The sequence below is a fragment of the Jiangella ureilytica genome, assembly GCF_004348545.1.
Taxonomy (GTDB): Bacteria; Actinomycetota; Actinomycetes; order Jiangellales; family Jiangellaceae; genus Jiangella; species Jiangella ureilytica.
In genome coordinates, this window is the sequence record NZ_SMKL01000012.1 from 1 (window position 1) to 24384 (window position 24384).

General features: G+C 74.6%; 27 protein-coding genes. 12 read left to right on the plus strand and 15 right to left on the minus strand.

The window, feature by feature from the left end; genetic code table 11:
* Nucleotides 1-46 precede the first annotated feature (46 nt).
* Nucleotides 47-2716, minus strand: a complete 2670-nt coding sequence (locus E1212_RS07040; RefSeq protein WP_131980738.1) for a helix-turn-helix transcriptional regulator — start codon at nt 2714-2716, stop codon at nt 47-49.
* A 204-nt stretch (nt 2717-2920) separates the two neighbouring features.
* Between E1212_RS07040 and E1212_RS07045 the strand changes: the two genes are divergently transcribed.
* Genes E1212_RS07045 through E1212_RS07065 form a run of 5 tightly spaced genes read left to right on the plus strand, consistent with a single transcriptional unit; the run spans nt 2921 to nt 5059 of the window.
* Nucleotides 2921-3154, plus strand: a complete 234-nt coding sequence (locus tag E1212_RS07045; protein ID WP_131980940.1) for a hypothetical protein — start codon at nt 2921-2923, stop codon at nt 3152-3154.
* A gap of 55 nt (nt 3155-3209) precedes the next feature.
* On the plus strand, nt 3210-3683 hold the full coding sequence (locus E1212_RS07050; RefSeq protein WP_131980740.1) for a DUF6069 family protein: 474 nt from the start codon (nt 3210-3212) through the stop codon (nt 3681-3683).
* Nucleotides 3684-3718: 35 nt separating this feature from the next.
* A complete protein-coding gene (locus E1212_RS07055; protein ID WP_131980742.1) occupies nt 3719-4156 on the plus strand; it encodes a DUF6325 family protein in 438 nt (145 codons plus the stop codon).
* A 13-nt stretch (nt 4157-4169) separates the two neighbouring features.
* The gene (locus E1212_RS07060) at nt 4170-4484 is read left to right on the plus strand and encodes an SHOCT domain-containing protein (protein ID WP_131980744.1); all 315 of its coding nucleotides are present in this window, start codon (nt 4170-4172) and stop codon (nt 4482-4484) included.
* A gap of 5 nt (nt 4485-4489) precedes the next feature.
* Nucleotides 4490-5059, plus strand: a complete 570-nt coding sequence (locus E1212_RS07065; protein WP_131980746.1) for a hypothetical protein — start codon at nt 4490-4492, stop codon at nt 5057-5059.
* 66 nt (nt 5060-5125) lie between these two features.
* Here the strand turns inward: E1212_RS07065 and E1212_RS07070 are convergent, their stop codons facing one another.
* On the minus strand, nt 5126-5959 hold the full coding sequence (locus tag E1212_RS07070; protein WP_131980748.1) for a CYTH domain-containing protein: 834 nt from the start codon (nt 5957-5959) through the stop codon (nt 5126-5128).
* A gap of 123 nt (nt 5960-6082) precedes the next feature.
* On the opposite strand from E1212_RS07070, the gene E1212_RS07075 reads away from it, so the two are divergent.
* A complete protein-coding gene (locus E1212_RS07075) occupies nt 6083-6505 on the plus strand; it encodes an SgcJ/EcaC family oxidoreductase (protein WP_131980750.1) in 423 nt (140 codons plus the stop codon).
* Nucleotides 6506-6527: 22 nt separating this feature from the next.
* Here E1212_RS07075 and E1212_RS07080 read toward each other — a convergent pair whose 3' ends face one another.
* The 6 genes from E1212_RS07080 to E1212_RS07105 form a co-directional block, all read right to left on the minus strand.
* Nucleotides 6528-10619, minus strand: a complete 4092-nt coding sequence (locus E1212_RS07080) for a S8 family serine peptidase (protein ID WP_131980752.1) — start codon at nt 10617-10619, stop codon at nt 6528-6530.
* A 15-nt stretch (nt 10620-10634) separates the two neighbouring features.
* Nucleotides 10635-11474: an Ig-like domain-containing protein gene (locus E1212_RS07085; protein WP_131980754.1), complete on the minus strand. Its 840-nt coding sequence runs from the start codon at nt 11472-11474 to the stop codon at nt 10635-10637.
* Nucleotides 11471-11842, minus strand: coding sequence for a hypothetical protein (locus E1212_RS07090; protein WP_131980756.1), 372 nt, complete (start codon nt 11840-11842; stop codon nt 11471-11473). The genes E1212_RS07085 and E1212_RS07090 overlap by 4 nt, the downstream gene beginning before the upstream one ends.
* Complete coding sequence (locus tag E1212_RS07095; protein WP_131980758.1) at nt 11839-12582, minus strand: hypothetical protein; 744 nt, start codon at nt 12580-12582, stop codon at nt 11839-11841. The genes E1212_RS07090 and E1212_RS07095 overlap by 4 nt, the downstream gene beginning before the upstream one ends.
* Nucleotides 12579-12950 (minus strand): hypothetical protein, encoded by a 372-nt coding sequence (locus E1212_RS07100; protein WP_131980760.1) that lies wholly within the window; start codon nt 12948-12950, stop codon nt 12579-12581. Before E1212_RS07100 ends, E1212_RS07095 begins: the two co-directional genes overlap by 4 nt.
* 108 nt (nt 12951-13058) lie before the next feature.
* Nucleotides 13059-13748, minus strand: a complete 690-nt coding sequence (locus E1212_RS07105) for a LuxR C-terminal-related transcriptional regulator (RefSeq protein WP_131980762.1) — start codon at nt 13746-13748, stop codon at nt 13059-13061.
* 83 nt (nt 13749-13831) lie between these two features.
* Here E1212_RS07105 and E1212_RS07110 point away from each other — a divergent pair, with 83 nt between their 5' ends.
* Nucleotides 13832-14632 (plus strand): NAD(P)H-binding protein, encoded by an 801-nt coding sequence (locus E1212_RS07110; RefSeq protein WP_131980764.1) that lies wholly within the window; start codon nt 13832-13834, stop codon nt 14630-14632.
* Here E1212_RS07110 and E1212_RS07115 read toward each other — a convergent pair.
* Together E1212_RS07115 and E1212_RS07120 are read right to left on the minus strand one after the other, a co-directional pair.
* Nucleotides 14622-16025: an FAD-dependent oxidoreductase gene (locus tag E1212_RS07115; RefSeq protein ID WP_131980766.1), complete on the minus strand. Its 1404-nt coding sequence runs from the start codon at nt 16023-16025 to the stop codon at nt 14622-14624. The two genes, E1212_RS07110 and E1212_RS07115, sit on opposite strands and share 11 nt — an antisense overlap.
* A 10-nt stretch (nt 16026-16035) precedes the next feature.
* On the minus strand, nt 16036-16761 hold the full coding sequence (locus E1212_RS07120) for an aquaporin (protein WP_131980768.1): 726 nt from the start codon (nt 16759-16761) through the stop codon (nt 16036-16038).
* A gap of 45 nt (nt 16762-16806) precedes the next feature.
* On the opposite strand from E1212_RS07120, the gene E1212_RS07125 reads away from it, so the two are divergent.
* Nucleotides 16807-17478 (plus strand): arsenate reductase/protein-tyrosine-phosphatase family protein, encoded by a 672-nt coding sequence (locus E1212_RS07125; protein WP_131980770.1) that lies wholly within the window; start codon nt 16807-16809, stop codon nt 17476-17478.
* Nucleotides 17479-17489: 11 nt separating this feature from the next.
* Nucleotides 17490-18137 (plus strand): arsenate reductase ArsC, encoded by a 648-nt coding sequence (locus tag E1212_RS07130; protein WP_203416549.1) that lies wholly within the window; start codon nt 17490-17492, stop codon nt 18135-18137.
* Here the strand turns inward: E1212_RS07130 and E1212_RS07135 are convergent.
* The 3 genes from E1212_RS07135 to E1212_RS07145 are packed head-to-tail and all read right to left on the minus strand — an operon-like array spanning nt 18134 to nt 20500.
* Nucleotides 18134-18820 (minus strand): cation efflux transmembrane domain-containing protein, encoded by a 687-nt coding sequence (locus E1212_RS07135; RefSeq protein ID WP_131980772.1) that lies wholly within the window; start codon nt 18818-18820, stop codon nt 18134-18136. The two genes, E1212_RS07130 and E1212_RS07135, sit on opposite strands and share 4 nt — an antisense overlap.
* The gene (locus E1212_RS07140) at nt 18817-19149 is read right to left on the minus strand and encodes an ArsR/SmtB family transcription factor (protein ID WP_131980774.1); all 333 of its coding nucleotides are present in this window, start codon (nt 19147-19149) and stop codon (nt 18817-18819) included. Before E1212_RS07140 ends, E1212_RS07135 begins: the two co-directional genes overlap by 4 nt.
* A gap of 46 nt (nt 19150-19195) precedes the next feature.
* Complete coding sequence (locus E1212_RS07145) at nt 19196-20500, minus strand: FAD-dependent oxidoreductase (protein WP_131980776.1); 1305 nt, start codon at nt 20498-20500, stop codon at nt 19196-19198.
* A gap of 75 nt (nt 20501-20575) precedes the next feature.
* On the opposite strand from E1212_RS07145, the gene E1212_RS07150 reads away from it, so the two are divergent.
* Nucleotides 20576-21412, plus strand: coding sequence for a helix-turn-helix domain-containing GNAT family N-acetyltransferase (locus E1212_RS07150; protein WP_131980778.1), 837 nt, complete (start codon nt 20576-20578; stop codon nt 21410-21412).
* Between the two features lie 4 nt (nt 21413-21416).
* Nucleotides 21417-21833, plus strand: coding sequence for a PaaI family thioesterase (locus E1212_RS07155; RefSeq protein ID WP_131980780.1), 417 nt, complete (start codon nt 21417-21419; stop codon nt 21831-21833).
* Here the strand turns inward: E1212_RS07155 and E1212_RS07160 are convergent.
* Both E1212_RS07160 and E1212_RS07165 read right to left on the minus strand, forming a co-directional pair.
* Nucleotides 21826-22800: an aldo/keto reductase gene (locus E1212_RS07160; protein WP_131980782.1), complete on the minus strand. Its 975-nt coding sequence runs from the start codon at nt 22798-22800 to the stop codon at nt 21826-21828. The genes E1212_RS07155 and E1212_RS07160 overlap by 8 nt on opposite strands.
* On the minus strand, nt 22767-23288 hold the full coding sequence (locus E1212_RS07165) for a hypothetical protein (RefSeq protein WP_131980784.1): 522 nt from the start codon (nt 23286-23288) through the stop codon (nt 22767-22769). The genes E1212_RS07160 and E1212_RS07165 overlap by 34 nt, the downstream gene beginning before the upstream one ends.
* 124 nt (nt 23289-23412) lie before the next feature.
* On the opposite strand from E1212_RS07165, the gene E1212_RS07170 reads away from it, so the two are divergent.
* Nucleotides 23413-24384: a GlxA family transcriptional regulator gene (locus tag E1212_RS07170; RefSeq protein ID WP_131980786.1), complete on the plus strand. Its 972-nt coding sequence runs from the start codon at nt 23413-23415 to the stop codon at nt 24382-24384.

Consider the following 24384-nt stretch of genomic DNA (forward strand, 5'->3'; position numbering starts at 1 on the left):
GGCCCTCCCCACCCCGCCTCACCCGCGCCGGGTGAGACGACCACAGCTACAACAGCCCCAGTTCGCGGGCGCGGTCGACGGCCTGGCGCCGGCTGCCCACCTCGAACTTGCGGTAGATCGCCTTCAGGTGTGTCTTGACGGTGTTGACGCTCAGCACATGCGCGTCGGCGATCTCCTCCAGCGACAGCAGCGACGGCAGGTCGCGCAGCAGTTCCAGTTCCCGTGCCGTCAGTGCCTCGCCGGACACCGTCGCCGTCCGCTCCGATCCGGCCTCCTCTCCTCCCATGGCCAGGACCAGCGCGCGGACGAAGTCGTCGTAGGCGCCGAACCGGCCCCTGCCGTGGATCAGCAGCGACCGGACCCGGCCGGACGCCGCGACGAACTCGCGATACAGGTGCCGCGGCGCCGCGAGCTCCAGCGCCCGCAGCAGCGCCTCGTGGGCGCGGGCCGGCTCGTCCAGCTCCGCGGCGAAGTGGGCGGCCAGCAGCCACCCGGTGATCTCGGCGTTGACGACGTGACAGGCCAGCGTCCCCCCGAGCACCGGCTGCAGCGCCGCGCGGGCCGCCGCCTTCCGGCCGTCGTGCGCATGCACGAGAGCGCGCAGCACGAGCACGTCGCCGCCCTCCCCGAGCAGCCGCTCCGCCCGGCCGAGCACCTCCGTGGCCGCCGGCCGGTCGCCCGCGGCGAGCGCCAGCTGCAGCTCGGCCAGGCAGAAGTAGCTGACGCTGACGGGGAGCAGGGCGGTGTCGTCGTAGGGCCAGGCCCGGCGCAGCACGCGCGCGGCCTCGTGCCGGTTCGCGGTCTCGGCGGCGGCCAGGCAGGCCCGCAGCAACCGGGCCGACAGCTCCACCTCGGGCTCGAGGTCGGCATCGATGGACCCGACGAGCGACAGATACCGCGCCGCCTCGGCCTGGTCGAGCCGCTGGAACGCCGCGCCGGCCGCCAGCAGGTACACCGGCGGCATCCGGCCGGTGCCCGACCAGCCGCGGCGAGCGGCGAACTCGATCGTCTCAGCGGTCCGGCGCACGACGGCGTCGGCGTCACCTCGCGCGGCACCGATGACCGCGAGATAGGACAGGCACTCCAGCGCGAGGGCGTCGCGGCCGTCGCGCCGGGCCATGCGCAGGGCGCCGCGCAGGTCCTCGTCAGCGGCGTCGTACTCACGGAACCAGATCCGGAGGATTCCGCGGTTCACCGCCGCGAGGAGCAGCAGGTCGGACTCGCCCGGCGCCGGCTCCTCGCTCAGTTCGATGAGCCGCAGCAGGTCCGGGCCGCGGTCGCCACGCAGCCGGGCCTCGCACAGCAGCGCAGTGGTGTGCAGCAGCCGCAGCCGCGTCGACGCGTGCTCGGCCGGGTCGCGCCCGACGAGGTCGATGTGCCGGCGGGCCGCGGCCAGGGCGCCGTCGTGCAGCGCCGCCAGCGCCGCCAGCAGCGCCGTCACGGGCTCCGTCACCAGCTCGTCGGGCAGCCGCCGCACCGTCGCCGTCAGCCGCGACGCGTCGCCGGACAGCAGCAGCCGCAGGCCGTACCGGTCGATCAGCTCGGCCGTGCGCAGCCAGTCGCCGCCGTCGGCCGCGTGGTCGAGGGCGGGCCCGCGCATTCCGTGGTCGGCGAACCAGTGCGACGCCGCGACGTGGGCCCGGCGCTGTGCCTCGACATCGCGTCGGGCGGCCTCGGCGAGCAGGAAGCTGCGCAGCAGGCCGTGCACGCGGTACGACGTCGGCGCCCGGCCGACGCGCGAGACCAGCGCGTTGTCGCGGGCCAGCCGGGCCAGCACGGCGCCGGCGTCGGCCCGGCCCGCGAGCCGGCTGGCGAGGCCGGACGTCAGCGTCTCGGTGACCGCCGTCGCCAGCAGCAGCTCGACGGTGTCGTCCGACAGCGCGTCCAGCACCTCGGCCACGAGGTAGTCGGCGACCGGCCGCTCGTCGCCGGCGAACCCGGCGATGTACTTCGTCCGGTCCTCCTGCGAGGACAGCGACAGCGCCGCCATGCACAACCCGGCCGCCCAGCCCTCGGTCCGTTCGAGCAGCAGCGAGAGGTCGGACTCGTCGAGCCGGATCTGCCGCCGCCGCAGCAGCTGGTCCGCCTCGGCACGGTCGAACGCCAGGTCGGCCGCTCGCACCTCGGCCGCCTGCCCGTCGAGCACCATGCGCGCCACCGGCAGCGGCGGATCGAAGCGGCTGCCGAGCATGATCCGCAGCCGGGCCGGACGGTACCGGAGCAGCCCGGCGAGGCAGGCCAGCCCGCGCGGCGACGAGATGACGTGCACGTCGTCGAGGAGGATCCACAGCGGCCCCGGCAGCGCGTCGACGGCCTCGGCGAACGCCGTCATGAACCCGCGGTTGCCCGCGTCGGCGGGCGGGGTCAGCGCCGCCAGCCGCACCTCGGCGGCCGGGTCCAGCCCGCGTACCGCGCGGCCGCACGCCCGCAGCAGCCCGGACCACAGCACGAACGGGTCGTCGTCGTGGTCGTCGAGCGCCAGCCAGGCCGCAGGCACTCCCGCCGGGCGGAGCCGTCGCCACCACTGCGCCAGCAGCATCGTCTTGCCCGCGCCGGCCGGCGCCGAGACGAGCGTGAGCGCGCGTCCCTCCGCCTCCGCAGCCTCGAGGTCACGGAGAAGACGGGTACGCGGCACCACGCTGGGCGGCATGCGAGGGACCCGCAGCTTCTGTTCCAGTACGCTCGCACGCCCCGCGTGGGCGGTGGTGGCGGCCACGATCATCACACTAGCGGCGATCAGCCGATCCGGAGCTTGATCAGCCGCTTCACCTCGGGTCACGCCGGATCGGGCTCCCGGGCGACCGGCAGGCCCGCACAGCGAAGGCCGGAGCCGTCGCGCCCCTTCACCCCGTGCGGGTGAGCCGGTCCCCGTCGCCGCCAGCGATGGTGGAGCGTGTCCGCAACGAAGCCATGGGGGCGCATGCACATGCGCTACGAGTTCCTCGTCGCCGGCCGGGTGTCCGACACCGTCCGGGCCGCGTTCCCCGAGTTCGAGATCGCCGACGGACCCGCCGGCGGCACCTCGATCTTCGGGCCGGTCCGTGACAAGGCCGCGTTACGGGGGATGCTGGCGCGGCTCGACTCACTGGGCCTGACGGTCGTCGAGATGCGCAAGCTGCCCGACTCCCAGAGCGCCACCGACGTCCCCGACTGACGTCACCGACCGACGTCCCCGACCGACCGACCGCCCGCCCGAGGAGGCCGAGCCGATGACCCACGACCCCTCTCCCCGGCCCGGTCCGCCCGGCGTCGACGCCCGCCGGATATGGGCCGGTGGCGTGGCGACGGCGGTGATCGGCGCCCTCATCGCCGTCGTCGGGATCGTGCTGGTCCGCGGCGTCTTCGACATCCCGATCCTGGCGCCGGAGGGCGAGGGCACCTGGGGCGACGCGAGCACCGGCTGGTACGCGGCCGGCGCGGCGCTGGCGGCGCTGCTGTCGACGGGGTTGGTGCACCTGCTGTTGCTGACGACGCCGCAGCCGCTGCGGTTCTTCGGCTGGGTGGTGGGACTGGCGACGGTGATCGGCGTGGTCGCGCCGTTCACCTCCGACGCCGAGCTCGACGCGCAGGTGGCGACCGCAGGGCTCAACCTGGTGCTCGGGGTCGCCATCGGCACGCTCGTCTCGTCGGTGGCGCAGAGCGCGAGCCGGCCGCCGGGGCGCCGCGTCACCCGCAACGGGTGAGGCGTCGGGCCGGCCGGCGGCGAAGGCTGGGCGGCATGGACACCGTGGAAGTGGGACCCGTCGACGTGCTGCTGCTGAAGTTCCCGGGCAACCGGTTCAAGGGCGAGATCGTGCCCGCGCTGCGCGACCTCGTCGTGAACGGGATGATCCGGGTCATCGACCTGCTCTTCGTGTACCGCGACGACGACGGCAGGGTCGGCTCGATCGAGCTGGCCGGGCTCGGGCCCGAGCTGACCCCGTCGTTCGCCGACCTCGACGGCCAACTCGGCGGCGGCATGCTGGACGCCGAGGACGTCGACGAGGTGGCGGCCGACCTGCCGCCGGGCAACTCCGTCGCGGTCCTCGTCGTCGAGAACACCTGGGCGATCCCGTTCGTCAACGCCGTCCGGGGCGCCGGCGGCGAGGTCGCCGACCAGGCCCGCATCCCGGCCGAGACCGCAGACCGCGCGCTGCGCGGCCTCGACATCGGCTGAGGGGGCGACCGCGATGGGACTGCTCCGCGGGATGGCCCGGACGGCGGTCGTGGCCGGCACGGCGACGGCGGTGTCGAACCGCGTGTCGCGCCGGCAGGCCACGCGCTGGCAGCAGCAGGAGTACGACCAGCAGGCACGGGCCGCGTACGCCGCCCCGCAGGCACCGGCGCCGGCGCCACCGCCCGCGCAACCGCAGGCGGCACCGTCGGCACCCGCCGGCGACGACAGCCTGTCCGCGCAGCTGGAACGGCTGGCGGACCTCAAGGCCCAGGGCGTGCTCACCGACGAGGAGTTCGCCGCGGCCAAGGCACGCCTGCTGAACGGCTGACGCGGGTGCGCCCGCGCCTCCTCGTCCTCGTCCTGACGGTGGTGCTCGCCACCGGGTGCGCCGAGGACGACTCCCCGGCCACGCAGTGGGCCGACGGCGTCTGCTCGGCCTGGTCGGAGCTGCGGACCGACGTGTCCGGGCTGACCTCGGGGCTGAGCCTGGACGCGGTGACGCCGGAAGCCCTGGACAGCCTGCGGTCCGAGCTCGAGGACCGGCTGGCCGCGATCCGGGCCGGCGCGCAGAACCTCGCCGACGCGATCGCCGACACGCCCGACGGCGCCGATCAGGCCGTCGAGGACGCCCAGCAGGAGCTGAGCGGCCAGACCGACGAGGTGCGGGCCGGGCTGGACGCCGTCGGGCAGGCGCTGCAGGGCGTCTCGGGCGCCACCAGCGGCGAGGACGTCACGACCGCGCTGTCCGACGCGCAGGCCGGGCTCTCGGAGACCGGCCAGGCGCTCACGGCGCTCGGCGACACCGTCGGCGGCTACGCGTCGGCCGCCGACGACACGCTCCAGCAGGCCTTCGACGACGCGCGGTCCTGTCAGCAGACCCGCACAGGAGGGACGCCGTCATGAGCGACGACGCGAGCGCTACCGCGAACCTCCCCCGGCACTCCGTCAGCGCGGAGACCGCGGCCGTCGTCATCGCTGCCGAGCCGGCGCCGCCCGAGCGGGCCGACGAGGCCGCCGCGAAGGCGTGGCACCCGCACCGGTCAGCTGCTGGGCGAAGTAGGCCAGCGCCGTCCGGGTCTTCGTCAGCTGCACGCCGCCCAGGTCGATGCCGCGCTCACCGAGGAAGGCCCGCGACTCGGCCGCGACGTTGAGCGCCTCGGCCGGCAGGCACTTCGTCGACAGCTCGAGGATCCGGTTGCCGTCGGGGTAGAACCAGAGCTCCGCGACCATCCGCCGGCCGATCTCCGGCGAGGCGAACTTGAGCTTCATGATCGGGATCGGGCCCAGCGGGCGCAGCTCGTCCAGCTCGATGCCGTCGGGGCCGAACGCGGCGAACAGGTCGCGCTGCTGCTTGGTGAACAGCTTACGGATCGGCCGCTGACCGGCGAGTACGTCCTTCACGTGGGCGTTGTCCGCCGGCGCCTTCATCGTGGCGGAGGCGACGAACGAGCCGCCCGGCATCGCGTCGACCTCGACCCCGAAGTCCGGCGACCGGCGCAGCGACGGCGGCAGCCGGTCCGGGTCCACCGGACGGAGCTTCACGACCGCGTCGCCGGGCCGGCGCTGCACCCGGCGGGCCCGGATCACGACGCCGGCCTTGTCGAGGGCGAGGTCCGGGGTGTCGAAGAAGACGACCTGCCGGATCTGCGCGTCGAGCGGGTCGATCCCCAGCGCCTGGACCGCCGACCGCTGGTCGCCGTCGGGGACGCTGAGCTTGAGCTCGACGGTGTCGGCGGCCTTGACCAGTCGCAGCAGCTCCCCCAGCCGGTCACTCGACATGATCGGCAGCACGGTCTCGGCCATGTGACCACCCCTTCGGTGTGGGTCCGACCGTCTCTCCGGCGGGTCCGTCCGGCACCACCCGTACGGGGTGAAGCCGGCCACAGCCCTTGACCTCAATCGCGGTTGAGGTACGAGGCTGGGGGCATGACCACAGACCTCGACGCCATCCGCCACGTCATCGACACCGTCGAGCACGCCCAGAACCACGAGCAGCCCGACGAGTTCCTCGCCCTCTTCCGGCCCGACGCCATCTGGACCACGGGCGGCGGGAAGCGCCTCTACGGCCTCGACGAGATCACCGAGTTCACCCGCCAGGTCCTCCCCGGCGGCATGCGGGGGATGTCGGTGCGGTTCGAGCTGGAGCACGTCCTGTTCATCCGGCCCGACGTCGCCGCCGTCAAGCTGCGCCAGGTCTACACCACGCCCGACGGCCTCGACGTCGGCTCGCCGCTGTGGATCATGGCCAAGGAGGACGGCCGCTGGCTGCTGACCGCCTGCCAGAACATCGGCGTCCCCGACGACGAGGACGTGGCGCCCGGCCGGCCGGTGTTCGGCGCCGCCTCCTGACCTCGTCGTCGCAGCCCCGGCGTCAGCGGGCGTTGCGGCCCACCGCGCGTTCCAGCACGGTGATGCCGTCGTCGCGTAGGTGCCGGATGAACTGCCGGTAGGCGCCACGGATCCCGTGGATGCGCATCCCCGCCGGCCCGTCCACCGGATCGGGGACCTGACCGGCGAAGACGAGCAGCTCGTCGGCCAGCCGCTTGCGGATCGTGCCGTCGATGGCCTGGTAGGCGACCGGGCCGAGCCGGCCCCAGCGCCACTCCATGGGTGCCCGCGCTCCGCCGGGGACGCGCAGGGCGACGGCGGCGGTGCGGGCGACGTCCTCGCGCGGGACGAACGCGCGGGCCGCGAACGTCGTCCCGCCGAGCGCCTGCCGCATCGCCGTGCCGCGCTGCGACAGCGACACCTCCGCCCGGCCCAGCTTCACGCCGGCTCCGCGCACCCGCTCCAGTTCGCGCAGCGACGCGATGACAGCGACGACGGCCATCCGGCGGGTCTCGATGCCGAACCGGTTCGACCCGAGGTGACCGTCGCCCATGGCCCGCCAGTGGTGGCCGCCCGGGACCGGTTTGCCGTCGGCGTCGACGTCGCTGACGACGTCCAGGCCGAGGTTGTCGACGTCGTGCAGGGCCAGGCTCACGATGTCGCCGAGGGAGATGTTCGCGACCGCCTCGCCGCCCAGCGTCCGGATCCGGTCCACCATGACACCGCGGGTCACCCAGCCGAACCACCAGGCCAGCTGCGGCAGCTGCTGCCGTTCGTCCAGCCGGTCGAAGAGGAACCGCGCCAGGTACTGCAGGATCCGCTGGCCGCTGTCGGGGAAGCGCTGCTGATACCAGTCGCGGATCTCCGCGCGCGGCGTGCGCACGTGCCCGGCCGAGAACGAGTCGGTCAGGAAGTGCAGCCCGAACGCCTCCTTCGTCAGCGCGCGCCGCCAGAGCGCCGGGTCCGGCGTCCGGCCCGCGTCCAGCGCATCGACCAGCGCTTTCGCGTGCCAGCTGGTGTACGCCGGCCAGGCCGTGCCACCGCCGGAGAAGTGGGAGATGTTCCGCGACGCGAGCAGCAGGTACCGGTCGGTGACGGACTGGATGGTCGCGGCGTTCGTCGTCGGCGCGGCCACACCGTCGCGCGACAGCGACAGGCAGTGCCAGCGCGCGTACGCCAGCTCGATCCGTCCGGCCGCGGTCCGGGACAGGTCGCGCATCTCCTCGTAGGTCGCGAAGTAGTCGCCGGCCAGCGCCGTCACCTCGCCGAAGGTGAGCTGGGCGGGTGGGTCGCCGAAGCTCAGCGACGTCAGCTCCTTGCCGGAGGCGTTGTCCGTGATGTCGCGGTGCTCACTACCGCTGAACTCGGCCAGGTCGCCGTCGCCGACGGTGTCGGCCTCCGTCTCGCCCGCACCCGGCTCGGTCTCGCCGGGGGCGGTGCCGTAGCCCGTCGCCAGCAGCTCCATGGCCTCGTCGTCCCCGACGTCGTCCAGGACGGCCTCGCCCGAGCCGGACGACGAGCACGACATGCGGCCCGGCGTCAGGGCGTAGAGCTCAGCCATCGTCCGGTGCTCCGGCAGCAGGTCGGCGGTGACGAGGAACTGCTGGTAGCGGCGGTTCCGCTCGGCCGGGTCCTTGGTCACCTTCTCGGTGTGCGCGACGGCCTCGCGCAGCATGTGGGCGGTGCACCGCAGCTGCTCGGCGATGTCGGCGTTCACCTTGCCCGGGCGCGCTCTGGCCCACTTCGCGGAGTCGGTGTACGCCTCGACCTCGTAGCGCATCATCGTCGCGTGATCCGCCGGTGGCCTCCCGCCGGCCTTCGTGAACTGCCGGACGTGAATCGCCTCGTGGTACAGGGCGGCCGCCAGCAGCTCCGGGGCGTCGTTGGCCCGGGCCGCCACGTACACCGCCGTCGGCGAGTTGGTCCACGCGCTGAAGGCGGTCCTCGCGACCAGCGCGGACGGCACGCAGCCCTGGAGGTCGCGGAGGACGACCTTCGGCAGGTCCTTGATCAGCTTCGGCCACAGCGCCCGCGCCGCCGCCACGTGCGCCGGGATCGTCGGCTTCTCCTCCGCGCCCGGCACCCTCGTGTCGAGCAGGTCCGCGTCGTCGGCAGTGTGCGGGCGCAGCAGCAGCTGGCCGGGTCCGAGCCGCCACGAGGCCGCCTGCTCGCGCGGCAGCGTCGTCACCGTCCCGGGACCCGGCCGCCCGAGCGGGACGTCGACCAGCAGGTCGCCGCGGTCCGAGCCGGCCGCGACGTCCTGGCCGGGGCGGGCGAGAACGGCGAAGTGCTGGCCGACCCAGCTCGCCAGCTCACCACCCGGCCGGTACAGCAGCTCGCGGAACGCCTGCGCCGGGGTGACGGAACGGTCGGCTGCCATGACGGCCTCCTCGGGACGATCGCGGACGGTTGACAGGATGGCGGCCAGCCGGGTCAGGTCGAGGTACCCGGCTCCTGCGCGGCCGGGCGGCGAGGCGCGCGGTGCGGGCCGGACGGCGTCGAGCACCAGCCGGCGCAGCTCGACCGCGCCGAGCCGGCCGGCGGTCGCCTGCAGGCAGAGCGCGACCGCCCCGGTGACGTGCGGCGCGGCCATGCTGGTCCCGGACTTGCGGGTCAGCGCGCCGGCGCTGACCCGGCTCCCCGGGGGGGCGGACCGCGCGGACAGGACCGCCACGCCCGGCGCCAGCAGGTCCGGCTTGCCGCGGCCGTCACGCGTTGGGCCGGCGCTGCTGAACGGCGCGAGCGGCGCGGCCGGGTCGCGGGCGTCGTAGGCGCCGACGACGAGCGGCAACCGCCCGGTCGCGATGGTGCCGACGGTGCCGGTGCGCGCGACGTCCCGGGCGACGAACCGCGGCTGGCACGGACCGCACCGGTCGTCGCGCTCGAGCCAGGCGTCGAACCGCCCGCCGGCGACGTCCGCGGCCCGCAGGCTCACCGTCCAGTCGCCGGCCGGCGCCGTGGGTTCGAGAAACGCGTCGACGTGGTGGTCGTGGTTGTTGGGGTCGCGGAACCGGTGGTACAGCCGCCCGACGGTGTCCCCTCCGGCGACGACGGGGACCTGCTCGCCCAGCCGCGCCCACGGCCCGGGCGCACTGCCGGGCGGCGTGAGGCGGACGTCGAAGCGGTCGCCACCGTCGTACCAGATCTCCAGCTCGTTGCGGCTGGGGTCGCCGGGGCGGGTCCGGAAGGTCAGCGTGCGGGTGGTCCCCGGGGTGACGGTGCCGGCGGCGTGCGCGCGGGCGCGGAAGTAGTTGCCGGCGCTCTGCACGACGAGCGCGCCGGTGGTGGCGCCGAGCAGCTCGTCGAAGGCGAGCTCGAGGAGCGTCCGGCCGTCGTGCGGGCCGCCGTGCCGCCCGACGCTGAGGTTGATCACCCACGGGCGGCCGGCGGCGGTCCGCCGCACGAAGTCGGCGGCCTCCAGCAGCCGGACCGAGTCGCCGAGCGTCGCCAGGCCGCCGGTCCCCCGGTCGGCCAGGTGCACGAACACCAGGGCCGCGGCGGGCGCCAGCCCGGCGGCGATGGCGGTGACGTGCGTTCCGTGCGAGCCGCCGCCTCTGTCGGCGTCGGCCGGGTGGTAGCCGAGTGCGGCGTACGGATCGCCGGTCCGCAGCGCCGCCTCGACGGCGGCGCGGCCGTGCACGCGGCCGTATCCGTACGGCGCCGGGCTGCCGCCGTCGGCGCAGGCGTCGCCGTCGGCCCGTCCGTCGCGCTGGTCCCACAGCGCGAGCAGCCGGGTCCGGCCGGCGGCGTCACGGAACGCGGGGTGGTCCACGTCCAGGCCCCAGTCGACCACGCCGACGACGACGCCGTCGCCGGTCAGTCCGGCCGCGTTCAGCTCCGGCGGCCGCCGGACGTCACCAGGCCGCGGACCGCCGGGTACGCCGTCGGCGCCGATCCGCCGGGCCGGGTCCGGGCCGTAGCGGCGCGACGCCTTCAGGCTGCGGACCGCCGGGTGCCGCCGGACCGCCCGGACGTCGCCGGCGGCCAGCCGGCAGGTGGCGATCGGACCGAACCGCGCCACCAGCCGCACGCCGGGCACGACGGCTTGGGCGTCGCGCAGCCGGACGATCGCCTCGATCTCGCGGTCCGGCGTCGACCGCTCGGCGCGCAGCAGCTGCCACAGCGCCGGGTCCATCGGACGTCCCGCCGGTCAGGTCACGACGAGCGGGAGGCGGCGCGCGGGCAGCCCCTCCGCCGTCGCGATGAGGAACACCGCGCCGGCGTTGACACCGGTGACCTTGCCGGTGGCGTCGACGGTGGCGATGTTCGGGTCGCTGGTCGTCCACTGGACGGTACGGCCGGCCAGCACGTCGCCGCGCGGCGAGATCACCTGGGCATTGAGCTGCACGCTGGACTTCGCCGTCAGCTGCGACGGCGCCGCCACGTCGATGCTGGCCCGGTTGCGCTGCTCGCCGAGGACGGTGATGCCCAGGATCGCCGCGCCGCCGATGACCCGCGGGTCACTGGCGAACGCCTCCAGCCCGCGGCCGCGGCGCTGCGGCGTCAGCAGCAGCAAGGGCGCGAACCGCAGCGCGGCGCGCGCGTATACGTTCTGCGGCTGGTCGAAGGACTCGACGAACTGGCTGACGGCGAGACCTGCCACCGCCGCGTACTCGGAGCGGTTCATCCTCCTCCTCTGCAGGGCCAGTTCGCGGCGCAGGCTGTCGTGGGCGACGCGCGAGTCCAGGTCGACGGCGCGGATCGCGGCCGCCGTGCGGGCCGCCGGCGCCGGCGGTGCCGCCGCCGGGCGCGGTCGCACCGCCGTGGTGCGTGCGCGGGCCTGCGCCTGCGCGCGCACCTGTGCCTGCCGCCGGGCGACGGCGAGCTGCCGCGCCTGGGCCCGGCGGCGCCGCGACGCCCGCGACTCCTCGCTCTCGCCCTCGTCGCTCTCGCCCTCGTCCCATTCCAGGTCGCTCTCGGAGTCGTACAGCTCGCCCTCGTCGTACTCGGCGGCCTCCGAGTCCAGGTCTTCCAGCCACGTCGTGCTCACGATCGCACTCCCTCCTGTGGTGCGGCGGCCGCTCGCCGTTGGACGGCGGGCGCCACGTATTCGGCGTAGAGCTCGAGGTCGGGTTCGGTCCAGCCGGCGCTGCCGCGGCCGGCGCACACCGGGCAGCCGGGGTCGCGGCCCCAGCACACGCACGCGCCGAGTGCCGCGGCCAGCAGGATCTCGGTGTCGCCCAGCCCGGGTGCGGGCTGAACGACGGTGACCGGCTGCGCGCCGCCCGGTTCGGTGGCCAGCCGCTCCAGCAGCTGCTCCAGGACCCGGTCGGCGAATCCGCGCGGATCTGGCAGCGCCTGGAACAGCAGCGTCTCCAGTTGCTGCAACTCGCTGCCGTTCAGGTCGTGGTGACTCATGGCCAGCTCACCGCCTCACGCAGTTCGGCATTGTCGGCGTCGACCAGCGCCGTGTAGAGCGAGTCGTCGTCGCCCCACTCGGCCGCCTCCTCGGCGTCGCCGTGGCCACCGAGGTACATCAGCTCGTCGGCGTCGGCGGCGGCCCGTCCGAACACCGAGCTCAACATGCTCATGAGCGCCGCCACCGGTACGCCGTCGACGGTCTTCTTCCCGTGCTCGCCCATCGCCATGGCGAGCAGGCCCTTGGCCACCGTCGGGTGCTGGGTGAGGACGGCGGCCTGGGTGGCCGCCACCGACCCGCCGCCGGCCGACGGCGCGGGGGGTGCGGCTGCCGGCGTCGTTCGTGGCTGGGGCAGCGAGCGGGCGGCGACGGAGCCCAGCTGGGTGCCGACCGCCGTGCCCAGCGGGCCACCGATCGCGGTGCCGGCCGCTGCCCCGGCGACTGGCAACACCCGCCCGGCGATCTGCGCGAACGCCGGGTCGGACACCAGCTTCCCGGCGCCGCCGCCGAGCTGGCGCAGCGCCTTGCCGAAGCCGAACGCCTCTGCCGGGCTCAGCTCGTCGAGGACGTCGGCGACCGCCAGGTCGAGGTCGGCCGGGGTCGCGGCGGCGTAGTCGTCGGACAGCACCTCGGCGAGCGCCTCGCCGAGCCCGCCGCCGTCGCCGTAGCCGTCCTGGTCGTCGTCGTACGCGTCGTACGCGTCGTACGCGTCGTAGGTCTCGTCGTAGCCGGTGCTCATCGGTACCCCCAGGCGGCGTCGTTCTCGGCGACGCTGCGGATCGCCGCCGCGATGGCGCCGGGCGTCACCGCGTCGAGCGGCTCGAGCGCTGGCCGCAGCCGGTACACCGCGCCGCGGCCGGCCTCGACGTCGACGCAGACGACCCCGACCCGCGGGTACTCGTCGAGCAGCCGCTCGGCGACCGCCGGCACCCGCCCGCTCGGCATCGCGACCACGACGACGTCGGCGCGGCTCGCCTCGAGCATGAGGGCGACCTCGCCGGCGGCCGCCGCGACCAGCGTGAGGTCGGGCTGGCCGGCGAGTCCCGCCTCGACCAGCCGGTGCAGTTCCGCGGGCGCCTCGCCCAGCGCTATCCGGATCCGCCGCATGTCTCGACGCTAGGTCCCGGCCGCACTCGGCCGACAGGACCGGACGGGTCCCGGATCCGGCCAACGGTGGGTCCGGTCCCGAGGACCGGCCGGATCGGACCCGGGGTACTAGGACCGGGTCACCAGGCCCGGCCGCGCGGACGCCGCGACCAGCGCGGACAGCTCCGGCACCCGGGCGTCGCGGAGCCGGGCGGCGGCCTCGCTGCGGTGCCGGACCCGCAGCTTCTCGAGAACGTTGTGCACGTGGTTCTTGACCGTGCGCACCTCGATGCCGAGCCGGCGCGAGATCTCCTTGTTGGTCAGTCCCTGCTCGATCAGCACCAGCACCTCGCGCTCGCGGGACGTGAGCCGGCCGTCGTCGGCGGGCGCCCGCACGGCGCTGGCCTCGGCGTACACATGCTGCACCAGCGCGCCCACAACGCTCGGCGGGCACACCGTCTCGCCTCGGACGACGCCGGCGACGGTGGCCTCGAGGTCGCGCAGCGTGCCGGTGCGCAGCACGATGCCGGCCACGCCGGTCTGCGCGCAGGCGAGCGCGTCGTCGCCGTCGTCGGGCACGGCGATCGCGACGACCCGTGCCTCCGGCAGGGCCGCACGGACCGCCCGCAGCACGCGCAGCCCGCCGACGCAGCCGAGGTGGACGAGGACCACGCTGGACGCCGGGTCGAGTGGCAGCCTGGCAGTGGCCGCGACGTCGGCGGCGGTGTGGACGTCGCCGGCCCACGCCTGGCAGCGCAACTGGGCGGCCAGCGCGTCGCGCGACAGTGTGGTGTCGTCGACCAGGATCACAGACGTCATCGCACCGCCCCCCGTGCCATCCACTCTGGTCCCGGCGGCGGGCGCCGTCAAGATCGGCCGGTCGGTCACCTACGCTCGCCGCCATGAGGATCGCGGTGACCGGGGCCAGCGGCCGGGTGGGCCGTCACGTCGTCGAGCTGCTGGCGGCCCACCGCGAGCACGAGGTCGTCGCCCTGACCCGGCCGGCGGCCGACTACGCCGACCTCGGGGCGCTGCGCTCTCTCCTCACCGGCGTGGACACGCTGGTCTTCGTCTCGAGCGACGGCCACGCGGCGACGGTCATGCTGCACCACGCCAACGTCGTGCGGGCGGCCGCCGAGGCCGGTGTCGGGCACGTCGTCGCGCTGAGCGGCCTGGACGTCGACGTCGACTCGCCGTTCTGTTACGCCGTCACGAACGGGCACACCGAGCAGCTGCTGAGGGCGAGCGGCTGCGGCTACTCCCTCGCCCGCGCCTCGGTGTACGCAGAGTTCTTCGCCGGGCTGGTGCGCGGCGTTCTGGTGCCCGGACCGCGCGGCGACGAGGTCCGGCTGCCGGCCGGCGACGCCCGGGTCTCGCTGGTGGCCCGGGCCGACGTCGCGCGGTCGCTCGCCGCGCTGGCGCTGCTGCCGCCGTCGAACACCCACCACGACCTCACCGGCCCGGCGGCGCTCACCGTCGCCGAGGTCGCCGCGGCCCTCGACCCGGCCGCCCGGCACGTCGACGTCGCGCCGGCCGAGTACCTGGCCGCCCTGCTCGGCAGCGGCGAGACGTCCTGGTGGGCGCACGCCTACGCGACCATGCTGGAGTCGATCCGGCTGGGCCGCTGGGCGACGGTGTCCGGCGAGGTCGCCGCACTGACCGGCCGGCCGGCGACACCTGCCGGCCACGTCCTCAGCCGCTGAGGACGTGCCGCGGGAGCAGGTGGTCGCGGACCCAGGCCTGGGTGGCCATCTGGGTGGCGTCCCAGGGTGAGCCGAGCGGCGGGGTGTAGGAGAGGTCGAGCTCGCTGAACCCGTCCACCGTCGTGCCGTGGAACAGTGCGGTGGCGTAGGTGTCGACGCGCTTGGCGGTCTCGGTGCCGCGCGGCCCGACGAGCTGGGCGCCGAGCAGCAGGCCGGTGTCGCGGTCGCCGGTGATGCGGATGGTGATCGGCTGGGCACCCGGGTAGTAGGCCTTGTGGTCGTCGGGGGTGGCGGTGCTGCTGACCGGGGCGAACCCGGCCGCCGTCGCTTCGTGCTCGCGCAGCCCGGTGCGGGCGGCGACGAGGTCGAACACCTTGACGACCTGGGTGCCGAGGCTTCCGGCGAACCGCGCCTGCCCGCCGAGCGCATTCTCACCGGCCACCCGGCCCTGCTTGTGTGCCGTCGTGCCCAGCGGCAGGTACGTGACGCCGAGCTGGCGGTGGTGGGTGACCACGCAGTCACCGGCGGCCCACACGTGCGGCAGCCCGGTGGCCATCGTCTCGTCGACGACGACCGCGCCGCGCGGCCCGGTCCGCGCGCCGGCCGCGACCAACAGGTCCGTGTCCGGGCGCACGCCCACGACCACCAGCACCAGGTCGACGTCCCAGGCGAGCGGCGCGCCGTCCGGCCCCGTGCCGTCGACGTGCAGCCGAGCGGGCCCCGATTCATCGCGGGAGATCGCGGTGACGGTCGAGCGGGTGTGGACGGTGACGCCGTGCCGGTCCAGCTCGGCGTGGACCAGCGCGCCGAGCTCCGGGTCGACGGTCGGCAGGACCTCGGGCAGCATCTCGACCTGGGTGACGGCGATGCCGCGCGTGGTCAGGCCCTCGGCCATCTCCAGCCCGACGTAGCCCGCGCCGACGATCAGCGCCGTCGCCGGCTCGATGCGGTCCAGGCTCCGCTCGAGCGCGAACGTGTCGCCCATCGAGTGCAGCACGTGCACCCCGTCGGCCGCACCCAGCGAGTCCAGCCCGGCGATCGGCGGCCGGACCGGCAGCGCCCCGGTGCCGACGATCAGCTCGTCGTACTCGAGCGTCGTCTCGCTGCCGTCGCTCGCGCGCAGCGCGAGCCGCCGTCCCTCGACGTCGATCGCGGTCGCGAGCGTGTCCAGCCGCAGCCGCATCCCGGTGGCCTCGAGGTCGGCGTGGGTGCGGTGGGCCAGGTTCGACCAGTGCCCGACCTCGCCGGAGATGTAGTACGGGATGCCGCAGATGGAGAAGTTGGGGTACGCGTCGGCGACCACCACGGTCACCTCGGCGGACGGGTCCAGCTCGCGGGCGCGCAGCGCGGCGGAGATGCCCGCGTCGCTGCCGCCGACGGCGACGATGTGCACAGGGTGCCTCTCAGGCTCGGAGTTCGGTGGGTTCAGGATGCGGCACGACGACGGCGTCAGCAGCGCGGCCCGCGCTGGGGTACAGCACGAGGACGAGCAGGACGCCGACCGCGGCACCCACCAGCTGGGCACCGACGAACGCCGGTGCCGACGACGCAGCGATGCCGGCGAAGGTGTCGGTGAACATGCGTCCCACCGTGACGGCGGGGTTGGCGAACGACGTGGAGCTGGTGAACCAGTACGCGGCGCCGATGTACGCCCCGACCGCCGGCGCGGCCAGTGCCCCGCGGCCGGTCCGGGCGAGGGCGAAGATCAGCAGCACCAGCCCGGCGGTCGCGACCACCTCGCCGAGCAGCAGGCCGCCGCCGGTGCGTTCCGTCGAGGCCATCCCCGCGTCGACGGCGAACATGGCGTTCGCGAGCACGGCCCCGCCGATTCCGCCGGCGCACTGGGCGACCACGTAGGCAGCCAGCTCGCCGCCGGCGAGACCGGTGCCCGATCCGCGGCCCAGCCACCAGTCCGCCACGGACACCACCGGATTGAAATGTGCGCCCGACACCGGTCCGAAGAGCAGGATCAGCACCGTGAGCCCCAGCACGGTGGCCGTGCTGTTCTCCAGCAACTGCAGTCCCACGTCATCCGGCGACAGCCGCTGAGCGGCGATCCCGGAGCCGACGACCACGGTCACGAGGAGGCCGGTGCCGAGGAATTCGGCGAGCAGGCGTCGATACGTCACGGCGTCATCTTGACGGCGTGCATTAGCTCAGTCAAGATTGAGTCAATGAACACTGAGCGAACAGGCTTGGAGCGACGCGCCGCCAAGCACGCGGCGCTGGCCGACCCGGCGCGGCTGCACATCGTCGACCTGCTCAGTCTCGGTGACCTGTCCCCCAGCGAGCTGCAGCGTCGGCTCGACATGCCGTCGAACCTGCTCGCCCACCATCTCAAGGCGCTGGAAGCGGCCGGCCTGCTGGCCCGCGGCCGGTCCGAGGCCGACCGCCGGCGCAGTTACGTCAGGCTCACCGCGGACGCGCTGGACGGGCTCGTTCCCGGGGCGGCCGGCCGGGCGCGCCGGGTCGTGTTCGTGTGCACCGCCAACTCCGCCCGCTCCCAGCTCGCCGCCGCCCTCTGGAAGCGGGCCAGCACCATTCCCGTCGCGTCGGCGGGCACCCACCCGGCCGACCGCGTCGATCCCGGCGCCGTCGCCGCCGCCCGGCGGCACCGACTCCCGCTGCGCGCCACCCGGCCGCAGCGGCTGGCCGAGATCGCCGCCGACGGCGACTACGTCATCACCGTCTGCGACCACGCCCACGAGGAGCTCGGCGACCTCGGCGGCCTGCACTGGTCGATCCCCGACCCCGTCCGCGCCGGCACCGACGACGCGTTCGACGCCACCGTCACCACGCTCGCCGGCCGCGTCGGCGAACTCGCGCCGCGGCTCGCCGCCTCCTGAGAGGACCACCCATGTCGAACACCTACGAACGAGCGCCGATCACCCTGGACCAGCAGCTCGCCCTCACCACCGCCGCGACGCGGCTGGCCGGCGACTTCGACGGCGTCTTCGGCCAGGAGACGATCGAACGGTTCCTGCACACCTCCTACGACCAGTTCGCCGGCCGCGCCGTGGTCGCGAACTTCCTTCCGCTGCTGGCCGAGCGCTTCGCCCGCCAGCGGCTCACCGCGCTCGCCCGGGTCGAGGGCCTGCACCACGACGGCCGGCCCACCGTCCTGTTCCTCTGCGTCCACAACGCCGGCCGGTCGCAGATGGCCCTCGGCTTCTTCCAGCACCACGCCGGCGACAACGCCATCGCGTGGTCCGGCGGCTCCGAGCCCACAGACCAGATCAACCCCAACGCCGTCGCCGCCATGGCCGAACGCGGCATCGACATCTCCGCGGAGTACCCCAAGCCCTGGACCGACGAGGTGGTCCGCGCCGCCGACGTCGTCGTCACCATGGGCTGCGGCGACGCGTGCCCCGTCTTTCCGGGCAAGCGCTACGAGGACTGGGTCCTCGACGACCCCGCCGGGCAGGATCTCGAGGCCATCCGGCCGATCCGCGACGAGGTCGAGCGCCGCGTCCTCAGGCTGCTGGACGAGCTCGAGGTGCGTTAGCAGCAGTCGCAGCCGGGACCGCAGCCGTCGGCCTCGGGGTCGCGCAGCAGCGCGCCCGCCGACATCGCGCAGGCGTCGCCCCGCCAGGCCTCGACGCCCTCGCGGACGGCGAAACCGGCGATGACCAGCGCCGCCAGCAGGTCGGCCCACCACCAGCCGAACACGGAGTTCAGCACCAGCCCGGCCAGCAGCACCGCCGACAGATAGCTGCAGATCAGCGTCTGCCTCGAGTCGGCGACGACGGCGGCCGAGCCCAGTTCGCGGCCCGTGCGCCGCTCCGCGTACGACAGCGCCGGCATGACCGCCAGACTGACCGCCGCCAGCGCGATGCCGACGGTGCTGTGGCCGGCCTCGGCACCGCCGGCGAGAGCGCGGACCGCCTCGAACCCGACGTACGCGGCCAGCGCGAAGAACGAGAACGCGACGATCCGCAGCGCCGTCCGCTCGCGGGACTCGTGGTCGCGGCCGGCGAACTGCCAAGCGATCGCGGCCGCCGACACGACCTCGACCACGGAGTCGAGGCCGAACCCGATCAGGGCGGCCGACGACGCCGCGGCGCCCGCCGCGATGGCGACGACCGCCTCGACGACGTTGTAGCCGATGGTCGTCGCGACGATCAGCCGGACCCGGCGGCGCAGGACGTCGCGCCGGCCGGTCTCCGTGGGCCCCAGTGGCAGCGTCATCGGCAGGAACACCCCTCGGGTGCGCAGCAGGACGGGTCGACCACCAGCACCAGCTCCAGCAGCACGCCCAGCGTGGCGCCGAGGTGCGCGTCGGCCAGCCGGTACCGGGTCCGCCGTCCCTCAGGAGCCGATTCGACCAGCCCGCACCCGCGCAGGCAGGCCAGCTGGTTCGACATCACCTGCCGCGACACGCCCAGCTCGGACGCGAGGTCGGACGGGAACGCCGGCGCCTCGCGCAGCGCCAGCAGGATCCGCGCCCGCGTGCCGTCGGACAGCGCGTACCCGAGCCGGGCCAGCGCCTCCGTGTGCGACGCCGTCACCATGGTCATGCGGCTGACAGTACAGCAATCGCTGTACTGACTGAAGCCCGTGACCTCAGGGCGCCCGGCGGGTCAGCTGGAGCAGCTCCGGCTCCGCCGCCGGTCCGCAGCACCCGCCGCCCCCGGCGGCACCGTCGCCGTCGTACCCGCCCGACCCGCCGCAGACGCCGGACTCCGGCAGCACCAGCTCGACCCGCTCGGCGGCGGCACGGTCGCCGGCGAACGCGGCGGCGATGCTGCGCACCTGCTCGTAGCCGGTGAGCGCGAGGAAGGTCGGCGCGCGGCCGTAGCTCTTCATGCCGGCGAGGTAGACGCCGGGCTCGGGGTGGGCGAGCTCGCGGACTCCGTGCGGCGGCACGCTGCCGCACGAGTGCACGTTGGGGTCGATCATCGGCGCGAGCCGGACCGGCGCCTGCAGCGTGGAGTCGAGCGAGAGCCGCAGCTCGGACAGCCAGGCGAGGTCCGGCCGCAGCCCGGTGAGCGCGACCACGTGGTCGACGGCGTCGACGGTCCGGCCGTCGTCGGCGACCAGGACCAGCGACCCGCCGGCGCCTGCCTGGACCGCCGCCGTCCGGAAGCCGGTGACCACCCGCACGCCGCCCGCCTCGACTGCCGCTCGGGCCTGCTGCCCGAGCCGTCCGCGGGCCGGCAGCTCGTCGGCCGCGCCCCCGCCGAACGTGTCGTCGATGCCACCGCGACGCAGGATCCATGTCACCGTTGCGTCACCGTTCCGCCTGGTCAACGCCACGAGGGCGGTGAGGGCGGAGTGTCCGCTCCCGGCGACGACGACGTGGCCGGCGAGGTTCGCGCGCGGGATGCGGTAGGTGAGCCGCCCGGCGTCGGCGGCGGCCCGCTCCCCGAGGGCGGGCAGGCCGTCGCCGCCCAGCGGGTTCGGCGTGCCCCACGTGCCGGACGCATCGACGACGCCGCGGGCCCGCACCCGCTCCTCGCGGCCGTCGGCGTGCCGCACGTGGACGGTGAGCGGCTCGGTGTCGCGGCCGGCGTCGACCACCCGGTCCCGGCCGCGGCGGGCGACGCCGACGACCTCGGCGCCGGTGCGCACCCGCTCAGCCAGCGTGGCCGCCAATGGTTCCAGGTAGTGGCGGACCCACTCGGCGCCGGTCGGGTAGACGCCGGCAGGCGGTTCGGTCCAGCCGGTCGGTTCGAGCAGCCTCCGGGCCGCGGGCGCCACCAGTTCCGGCCAGGCCGAGAACAGCCGGACGTGCCCCCACTCCGCGACCGCGGCTCCCGCCGTCGGGCCGCGTTCGAACAGCACGACCTCGACATCGCGCTCGGCGAGTTCCGCCGCGGCCGCCAGGCCGACCGGGCCGCCGCCCACCACCACGACCGGATCCGTCATGACTCACTCTCTTTCATCGAAGACTGTCGATGAAAGCATGCCTCGTCGATCGACGTTTGTCGATAGACTGCGCGCATGACGACCCAGGCCGCTCCGGCCCCGCTGCTCCCCGCGGACGCCGCCACCGACTACGCCGAGTGCTTCGCCTGCCTCTCCGACCCCACGCGGGTCCGGGTGCTGCACGCCGTCGCGGGCTCGAACGGCGGGCTGACGGTCGGCGAGCTCACCACGCTGCTCGGCATCAGCCAGTCGACCTGCTCGCACCACGTGCGCAAGCTGGCCGCCGTCGGGTTCGTGCACGTGGCGAAGGTCGGCACCAGCACCCGCGTCACCGTCAACGAGGCCTGCTGCACCGGGCTTCCGCACATGGCCGACGTCGTCATGGGCGCGGTCGGCGCCACCCGGCCGTGCTGCCCCGACGACGTCCCGGCCGACGTCACCGTCCGGGCGCTCGACGACGGCGACTGGCCGGCGGTCCGGCGCATCTACGGCGAGGGCATCGCGACCGGCATCGCGACCTTCGAGACGTCCGTGCCGCCCAGCACGCGGCTGGCCGCGACCTGGCTGCCCGGGCATCGCTGGGTCGCCGAGCTCGACGGCGCCGTCGTCGGCTGGACGGCGGTATCCCCCGTCTCGGCCCGCGACTGCTACAGCGGCGTCGGCGAGACCTCGGTCTACGTCTCCCCCGAGCACCGCGGCCGAGGCGTGGGCAAGGCGCTGCTGCGCAAGCAGGTCACGGCCGCCGACGCCGACGGTATCTGGACGCTGCAGACGTCGGTGTTCACCGAGAACCGGGCCAGCCTGTCCCTGCACCACCAGGCCGGCTACCGCACCGTCGGCATCCGCGAGCGCATCGCCCGGCGCGACGGCGACTGGCACGACACGGTCCTGCTGGAGCGCCGGGCATCATGAGGGCATGACGGCTCTCACCCCCGCCGGCGGCGACGCGATCCTCGCCGCGAACTTCGCCCCCTGGGTCCGGGACCTCGGCCTCGCCGTCGTCGGCACCGGCGACGACCACGCCACGCTGCGGCTGCCGTGGAGCGACCGGCTGGCGCGCGAGGGCGGTGCGCTGTCGGGGCAGGCACTCATGGCCGCTGCCGACACCGCGACGGTGGTCGCGATCAGCGCCGCCCGCGGCGGCTACGGGCCGATGACCACCGTCCAGCAGTCGACGAGCTTCCAGCGCCCCGTCGTCGGCGCGGACGTCCTGGTGACGGCGCGGGTGAGCAAGCTCGGCCGCACGCTGGCGTTCGTCGACGTCACCATGGCTGCCGACGGCGACGACCGCGCCGTCGCCCAGGCGTCGACGGTGTACGCCCTGCTCAGCTGAACCCCGTCGGCCGGCGCAGCGTGTACGGCTCCTCGAGCAGCGCGGCCTCGTCGTCGGTCAGCTCGAGGTGCAGCGCCGCCACCGCGTCGGTCAGGTGGTACGGCTTCGTCGGCCCGACGATGGGCGCGCTGACCACCGGGTTGCGCAGCACCCAGGCGAGTGCGACCTGCGCCATGGGCACGCCGCGCGCCTCGGCGACCCGCTGGACGGCGTCGGCGATCGGTTTGTCGGCCGCCTCGGTGTACCGGCTCCGCGCCAGGGTGTCGGTGTCGCTGCGGGCGGTCGACGCGCCCCACGGCCGGGTCAGCCGGCCCTTGCCCAGCGGGCTCCACGGGATGCTCCCGACGCCCTGGTCGGCGAGCAGCCCGTACAGCTCGCGCTCGTCCTCGCGCTGCATGAGGCTGTACTGGTTCTGCATCGACACGAACCGGGTCCAGCCGCCGAGGTCGGCGGTGTACTGCAGCTTCGCGAACTGCCAGGCCCACATCGACGACGCGCCGAGGTAGCGCGCCTTGCCGGCCTTGACGACGTCGTGCAGCGCCTCCATGGTCTCCTCGACCGGCGTCTCGTGGTCGAAGCGGTGAATCTGGTACAGGTCGACGTAGTCGGTGCCCAGCCGGGTCAGCGACGCGTCGATCTGCTCCATGATCGCCTTGCGCGACAGCCCGGAGCCGCCGGCGCCGTCGTGCATCGGGAAGAAGACCTTGGTCGCTAGCACGACGTCCTCGCGCCGCGTGTAGCGCTTGATCGCCCGGCCGACGATCTCCTCGGACGACCCGTCGGCGTAGATGTTGGCGGTGTCCCAGAACGTGATGCCGAGCTCGAGCGCCTGCCGGAACACCGGCTCGGCCGCGTCGTCGCCGAGCGTCCACTCGCTGCCGCCGTCCGCCGCGTCGCCGAAGCTCATGCAGCCCAGCGCGATGCGGCTGACCTTCAGTCCCGAGTCGCCCAGCCGGGTGTGCTCCATGGTCCGCTCCCGTCGTCGTGGGGGTCGACGGGGCCATCCTTCCGCACGTGCCGGTGGTGGCGGTGGTGCGGGCGCGCGTACTCGTCGTAGCGCCAGAGCATGACGCCGAGCATCGCGGGGATCATGACGGCGTGCTGGACGCCGAGGCCGGCCCCGGCGCCGAGGGCGCCGGCCGCCACGAGGGCCGCGGCGAGCGCCGTCGGGACCATCATCGACGCCGCCATCTCGGCGCTGCGCAGCGCCGGGTGCCGGCGAAGCGTCATCCACAGCACCATCGGGATGGTCATGTTCACGCCCATGAGCAGGACGCGGAACCAGCCCGCCTGGGCGCCGACGCTGCTGCCGGCCGCGCCGAACGCGAGCGCCGCGAGGCCGCTGAAGATGCCCATGCCCGCGAACATGACCACGACCATCTCGAGGACGTGCAGCCAGAACCGTCTCCGGCTGGGTGCGCGCTCGTCGTCGACGCTGATCGGCTGCGGCTCCATGGCCGCGAGGATCGCAGCCCGTCGCCGCGCACGGCCAGAGGGCGAGCTGCGCCGGCCCAGGACGGGTCCGGAATCCTGGGAAACCTGTCCCACCGGACCCGGTCGCTTCTCCTAGGGTGGGCGGGTGACGTCGCGGCAGGTCGTGGTCGTCGGGTACGACGGTGCCGAGCTGGTCGACATCGCGTCCGTGACGACCGCGTTCGATCTGGCCAACCGGCTCGGCGCGGCGCCGCTCTACGACATCGCCCTGGCGACGGTCGACGGCGGTGCGCTGCGGTGCGAGACCGGGCTGATGCTGCACGCCCAGAGCCCGCTGCGCGCACTGGACGCCGCTGACACGCTCGTGGTGTCGGGCGGGCGCGGGCACACGGCGGCGGCAGGCGACGCCGAGCTGATCCGGCAGGTCCGGCGGCTCGCCGGCACGGCCCGGCGGGTGGCGTCGGTCTGCACGGGCGCGACGGTGCTCGCCTCGGCCGGCCTGCTCGACGGCCGCCGCGCGACCACCCACTGGTGGTACGCCGACGAGCTGGCGACGGCGTACCCCTCGGTCCAGGTCGACGCGGCGCCGATCTACATCCGCGAGGGCAACGTCTCGACGTCCGGCGGCGTGACGGCGTCGCTCGACCTCACGCTGGCCTTCATCGAGGAGGACCACGGGTCGGAGCTGGCCCGCTGGGTGGCCATGGGCATGGTCGCCTACCTGCAGCGACCCGGCAACCAGGCGCAGATGAGCGTCTTCACCACCGCCCGCCGCCCCGACCACGCCACCCTGCGCGCCGTCATGGACCACGTCACCGCCCACCCCGACGCCGACCTGACGACGGCGGCGCTGGCGGAGCGGGCCGGGGTGAGCGCCCGGCAGCTCAGCCGGCTCTTCCGCGACCACCTCGGCGAGCCCCCGGCCGCCGTGGTCCGCCGCTTCCGGCTGGAACTGGCCGCCCGCCTGGTGGCGTCGACGGACCTGCCGCTGTCGCAGGTGGCGAAGCGGTGCGGGTTCAGTTCCGCCGAGGCGCTGCGGCAGGCCTTCATCGCCCGTTACGACGTCAGCCCGCGCGCCTTCCGCCAGACCCAGTCTCGCGCAGCCGCCGGCGGCTGA

Bases quoted from the DNA above. Each gene is read 5' to 3' on its own strand.
- E1212_RS07050 (WP_131980740.1), top strand. From the start codon at position 3,210: ATGACCCACGACCCCTCTCCCCGGCCCGGTCCGCCCGGCGTCGACGCC.
- E1212_RS07075 (WP_131980750.1), top strand. From the start codon at position 6,083: ATGACCACAGACCTCGACGCCATCCGCCACGTCATCGACACCGTCGAG.
- E1212_RS07100 (WP_131980760.1), bottom strand. From the start codon at position 12,950: ATGCGGCGGATCCGGATAGCGCTGGGCGAGGCGCCCGCGGAACTGCAC.
- E1212_RS07055 (WP_131980742.1), top strand. From the start codon at position 3,719: ATGGACACCGTGGAAGTGGGACCCGTCGACGTGCTGCTGCTGAAGTTC.
- E1212_RS07090 (WP_131980756.1), bottom strand. From the start codon at position 11,842: ATGAGTCACCACGACCTGAACGGCAGCGAGTTGCAGCAACTGGAGACG.
- E1212_RS07130 (WP_203416549.1), top strand. From the start codon at position 17,490: ATGTCGAACACCTACGAACGAGCGCCGATCACCCTGGACCAGCAGCTC.
- E1212_RS07150 (WP_131980778.1), top strand. From the start codon at position 20,576: ATGACGACCCAGGCCGCTCCGGCCCCGCTGCTCCCCGCGGACGCCGCC.
- E1212_RS07080 (WP_131980752.1), bottom strand. From the start codon at position 10,619: ATGGACCCGGCGCTGTGGCAGCTGCTGCGCGCCGAGCGGTCGACGCCG.
- E1212_RS07125 (WP_131980770.1), top strand. From the start codon at position 16,807: ATGAACACTGAGCGAACAGGCTTGGAGCGACGCGCCGCCAAGCACGCG.
- E1212_RS07135 (WP_131980772.1), bottom strand. From the start codon at position 18,820: ATGACGCTGCCACTGGGGCCCACGGAGACCGGCCGGCGCGACGTCCTG.
- E1212_RS07165 (WP_131980784.1), bottom strand. From the start codon at position 23,288: ATGGAGCCGCAGCCGATCAGCGTCGACGACGAGCGCGCACCCAGCCGG.
- E1212_RS07060 (WP_131980744.1), top strand. From the start codon at position 4,170: ATGGGACTGCTCCGCGGGATGGCCCGGACGGCGGTCGTGGCCGGCACG.
- E1212_RS07155 (WP_131980780.1), top strand. From the start codon at position 21,417: ATGACGGCTCTCACCCCCGCCGGCGGCGACGCGATCCTCGCCGCGAAC.
- E1212_RS07160 (WP_131980782.1), bottom strand. From the start codon at position 22,800: ATGGAGCACACCCGGCTGGGCGACTCGGGACTGAAGGTCAGCCGCATC.
- E1212_RS07070 (WP_131980748.1), bottom strand. From the start codon at position 5,959: ATGGCCGAGACCGTGCTGCCGATCATGTCGAGTGACCGGCTGGGGGAG.
- E1212_RS07110 (WP_131980764.1), top strand. From the start codon at position 13,832: ATGAGGATCGCGGTGACCGGGGCCAGCGGCCGGGTGGGCCGTCACGTC.
- E1212_RS07105 (WP_131980762.1), bottom strand. From the start codon at position 13,748: ATGACGTCTGTGATCCTGGTCGACGACACCACACTGTCGCGCGACGCG.
- E1212_RS07140 (WP_131980774.1), bottom strand. From the start codon at position 19,149: ATGACCATGGTGACGGCGTCGCACACGGAGGCGCTGGCCCGGCTCGGG.
- E1212_RS07045 (WP_131980940.1), top strand. From the start codon at position 2,921: ATGCACATGCGCTACGAGTTCCTCGTCGCCGGCCGGGTGTCCGACACC.
- E1212_RS07095 (WP_131980758.1), bottom strand. From the start codon at position 12,582: ATGAGCACCGGCTACGACGAGACCTACGACGCGTACGACGCGTACGAC.
- E1212_RS07145 (WP_131980776.1), bottom strand. From the start codon at position 20,500: ATGACGGATCCGGTCGTGGTGGTGGGCGGCGGCCCGGTCGGCCTGGCG.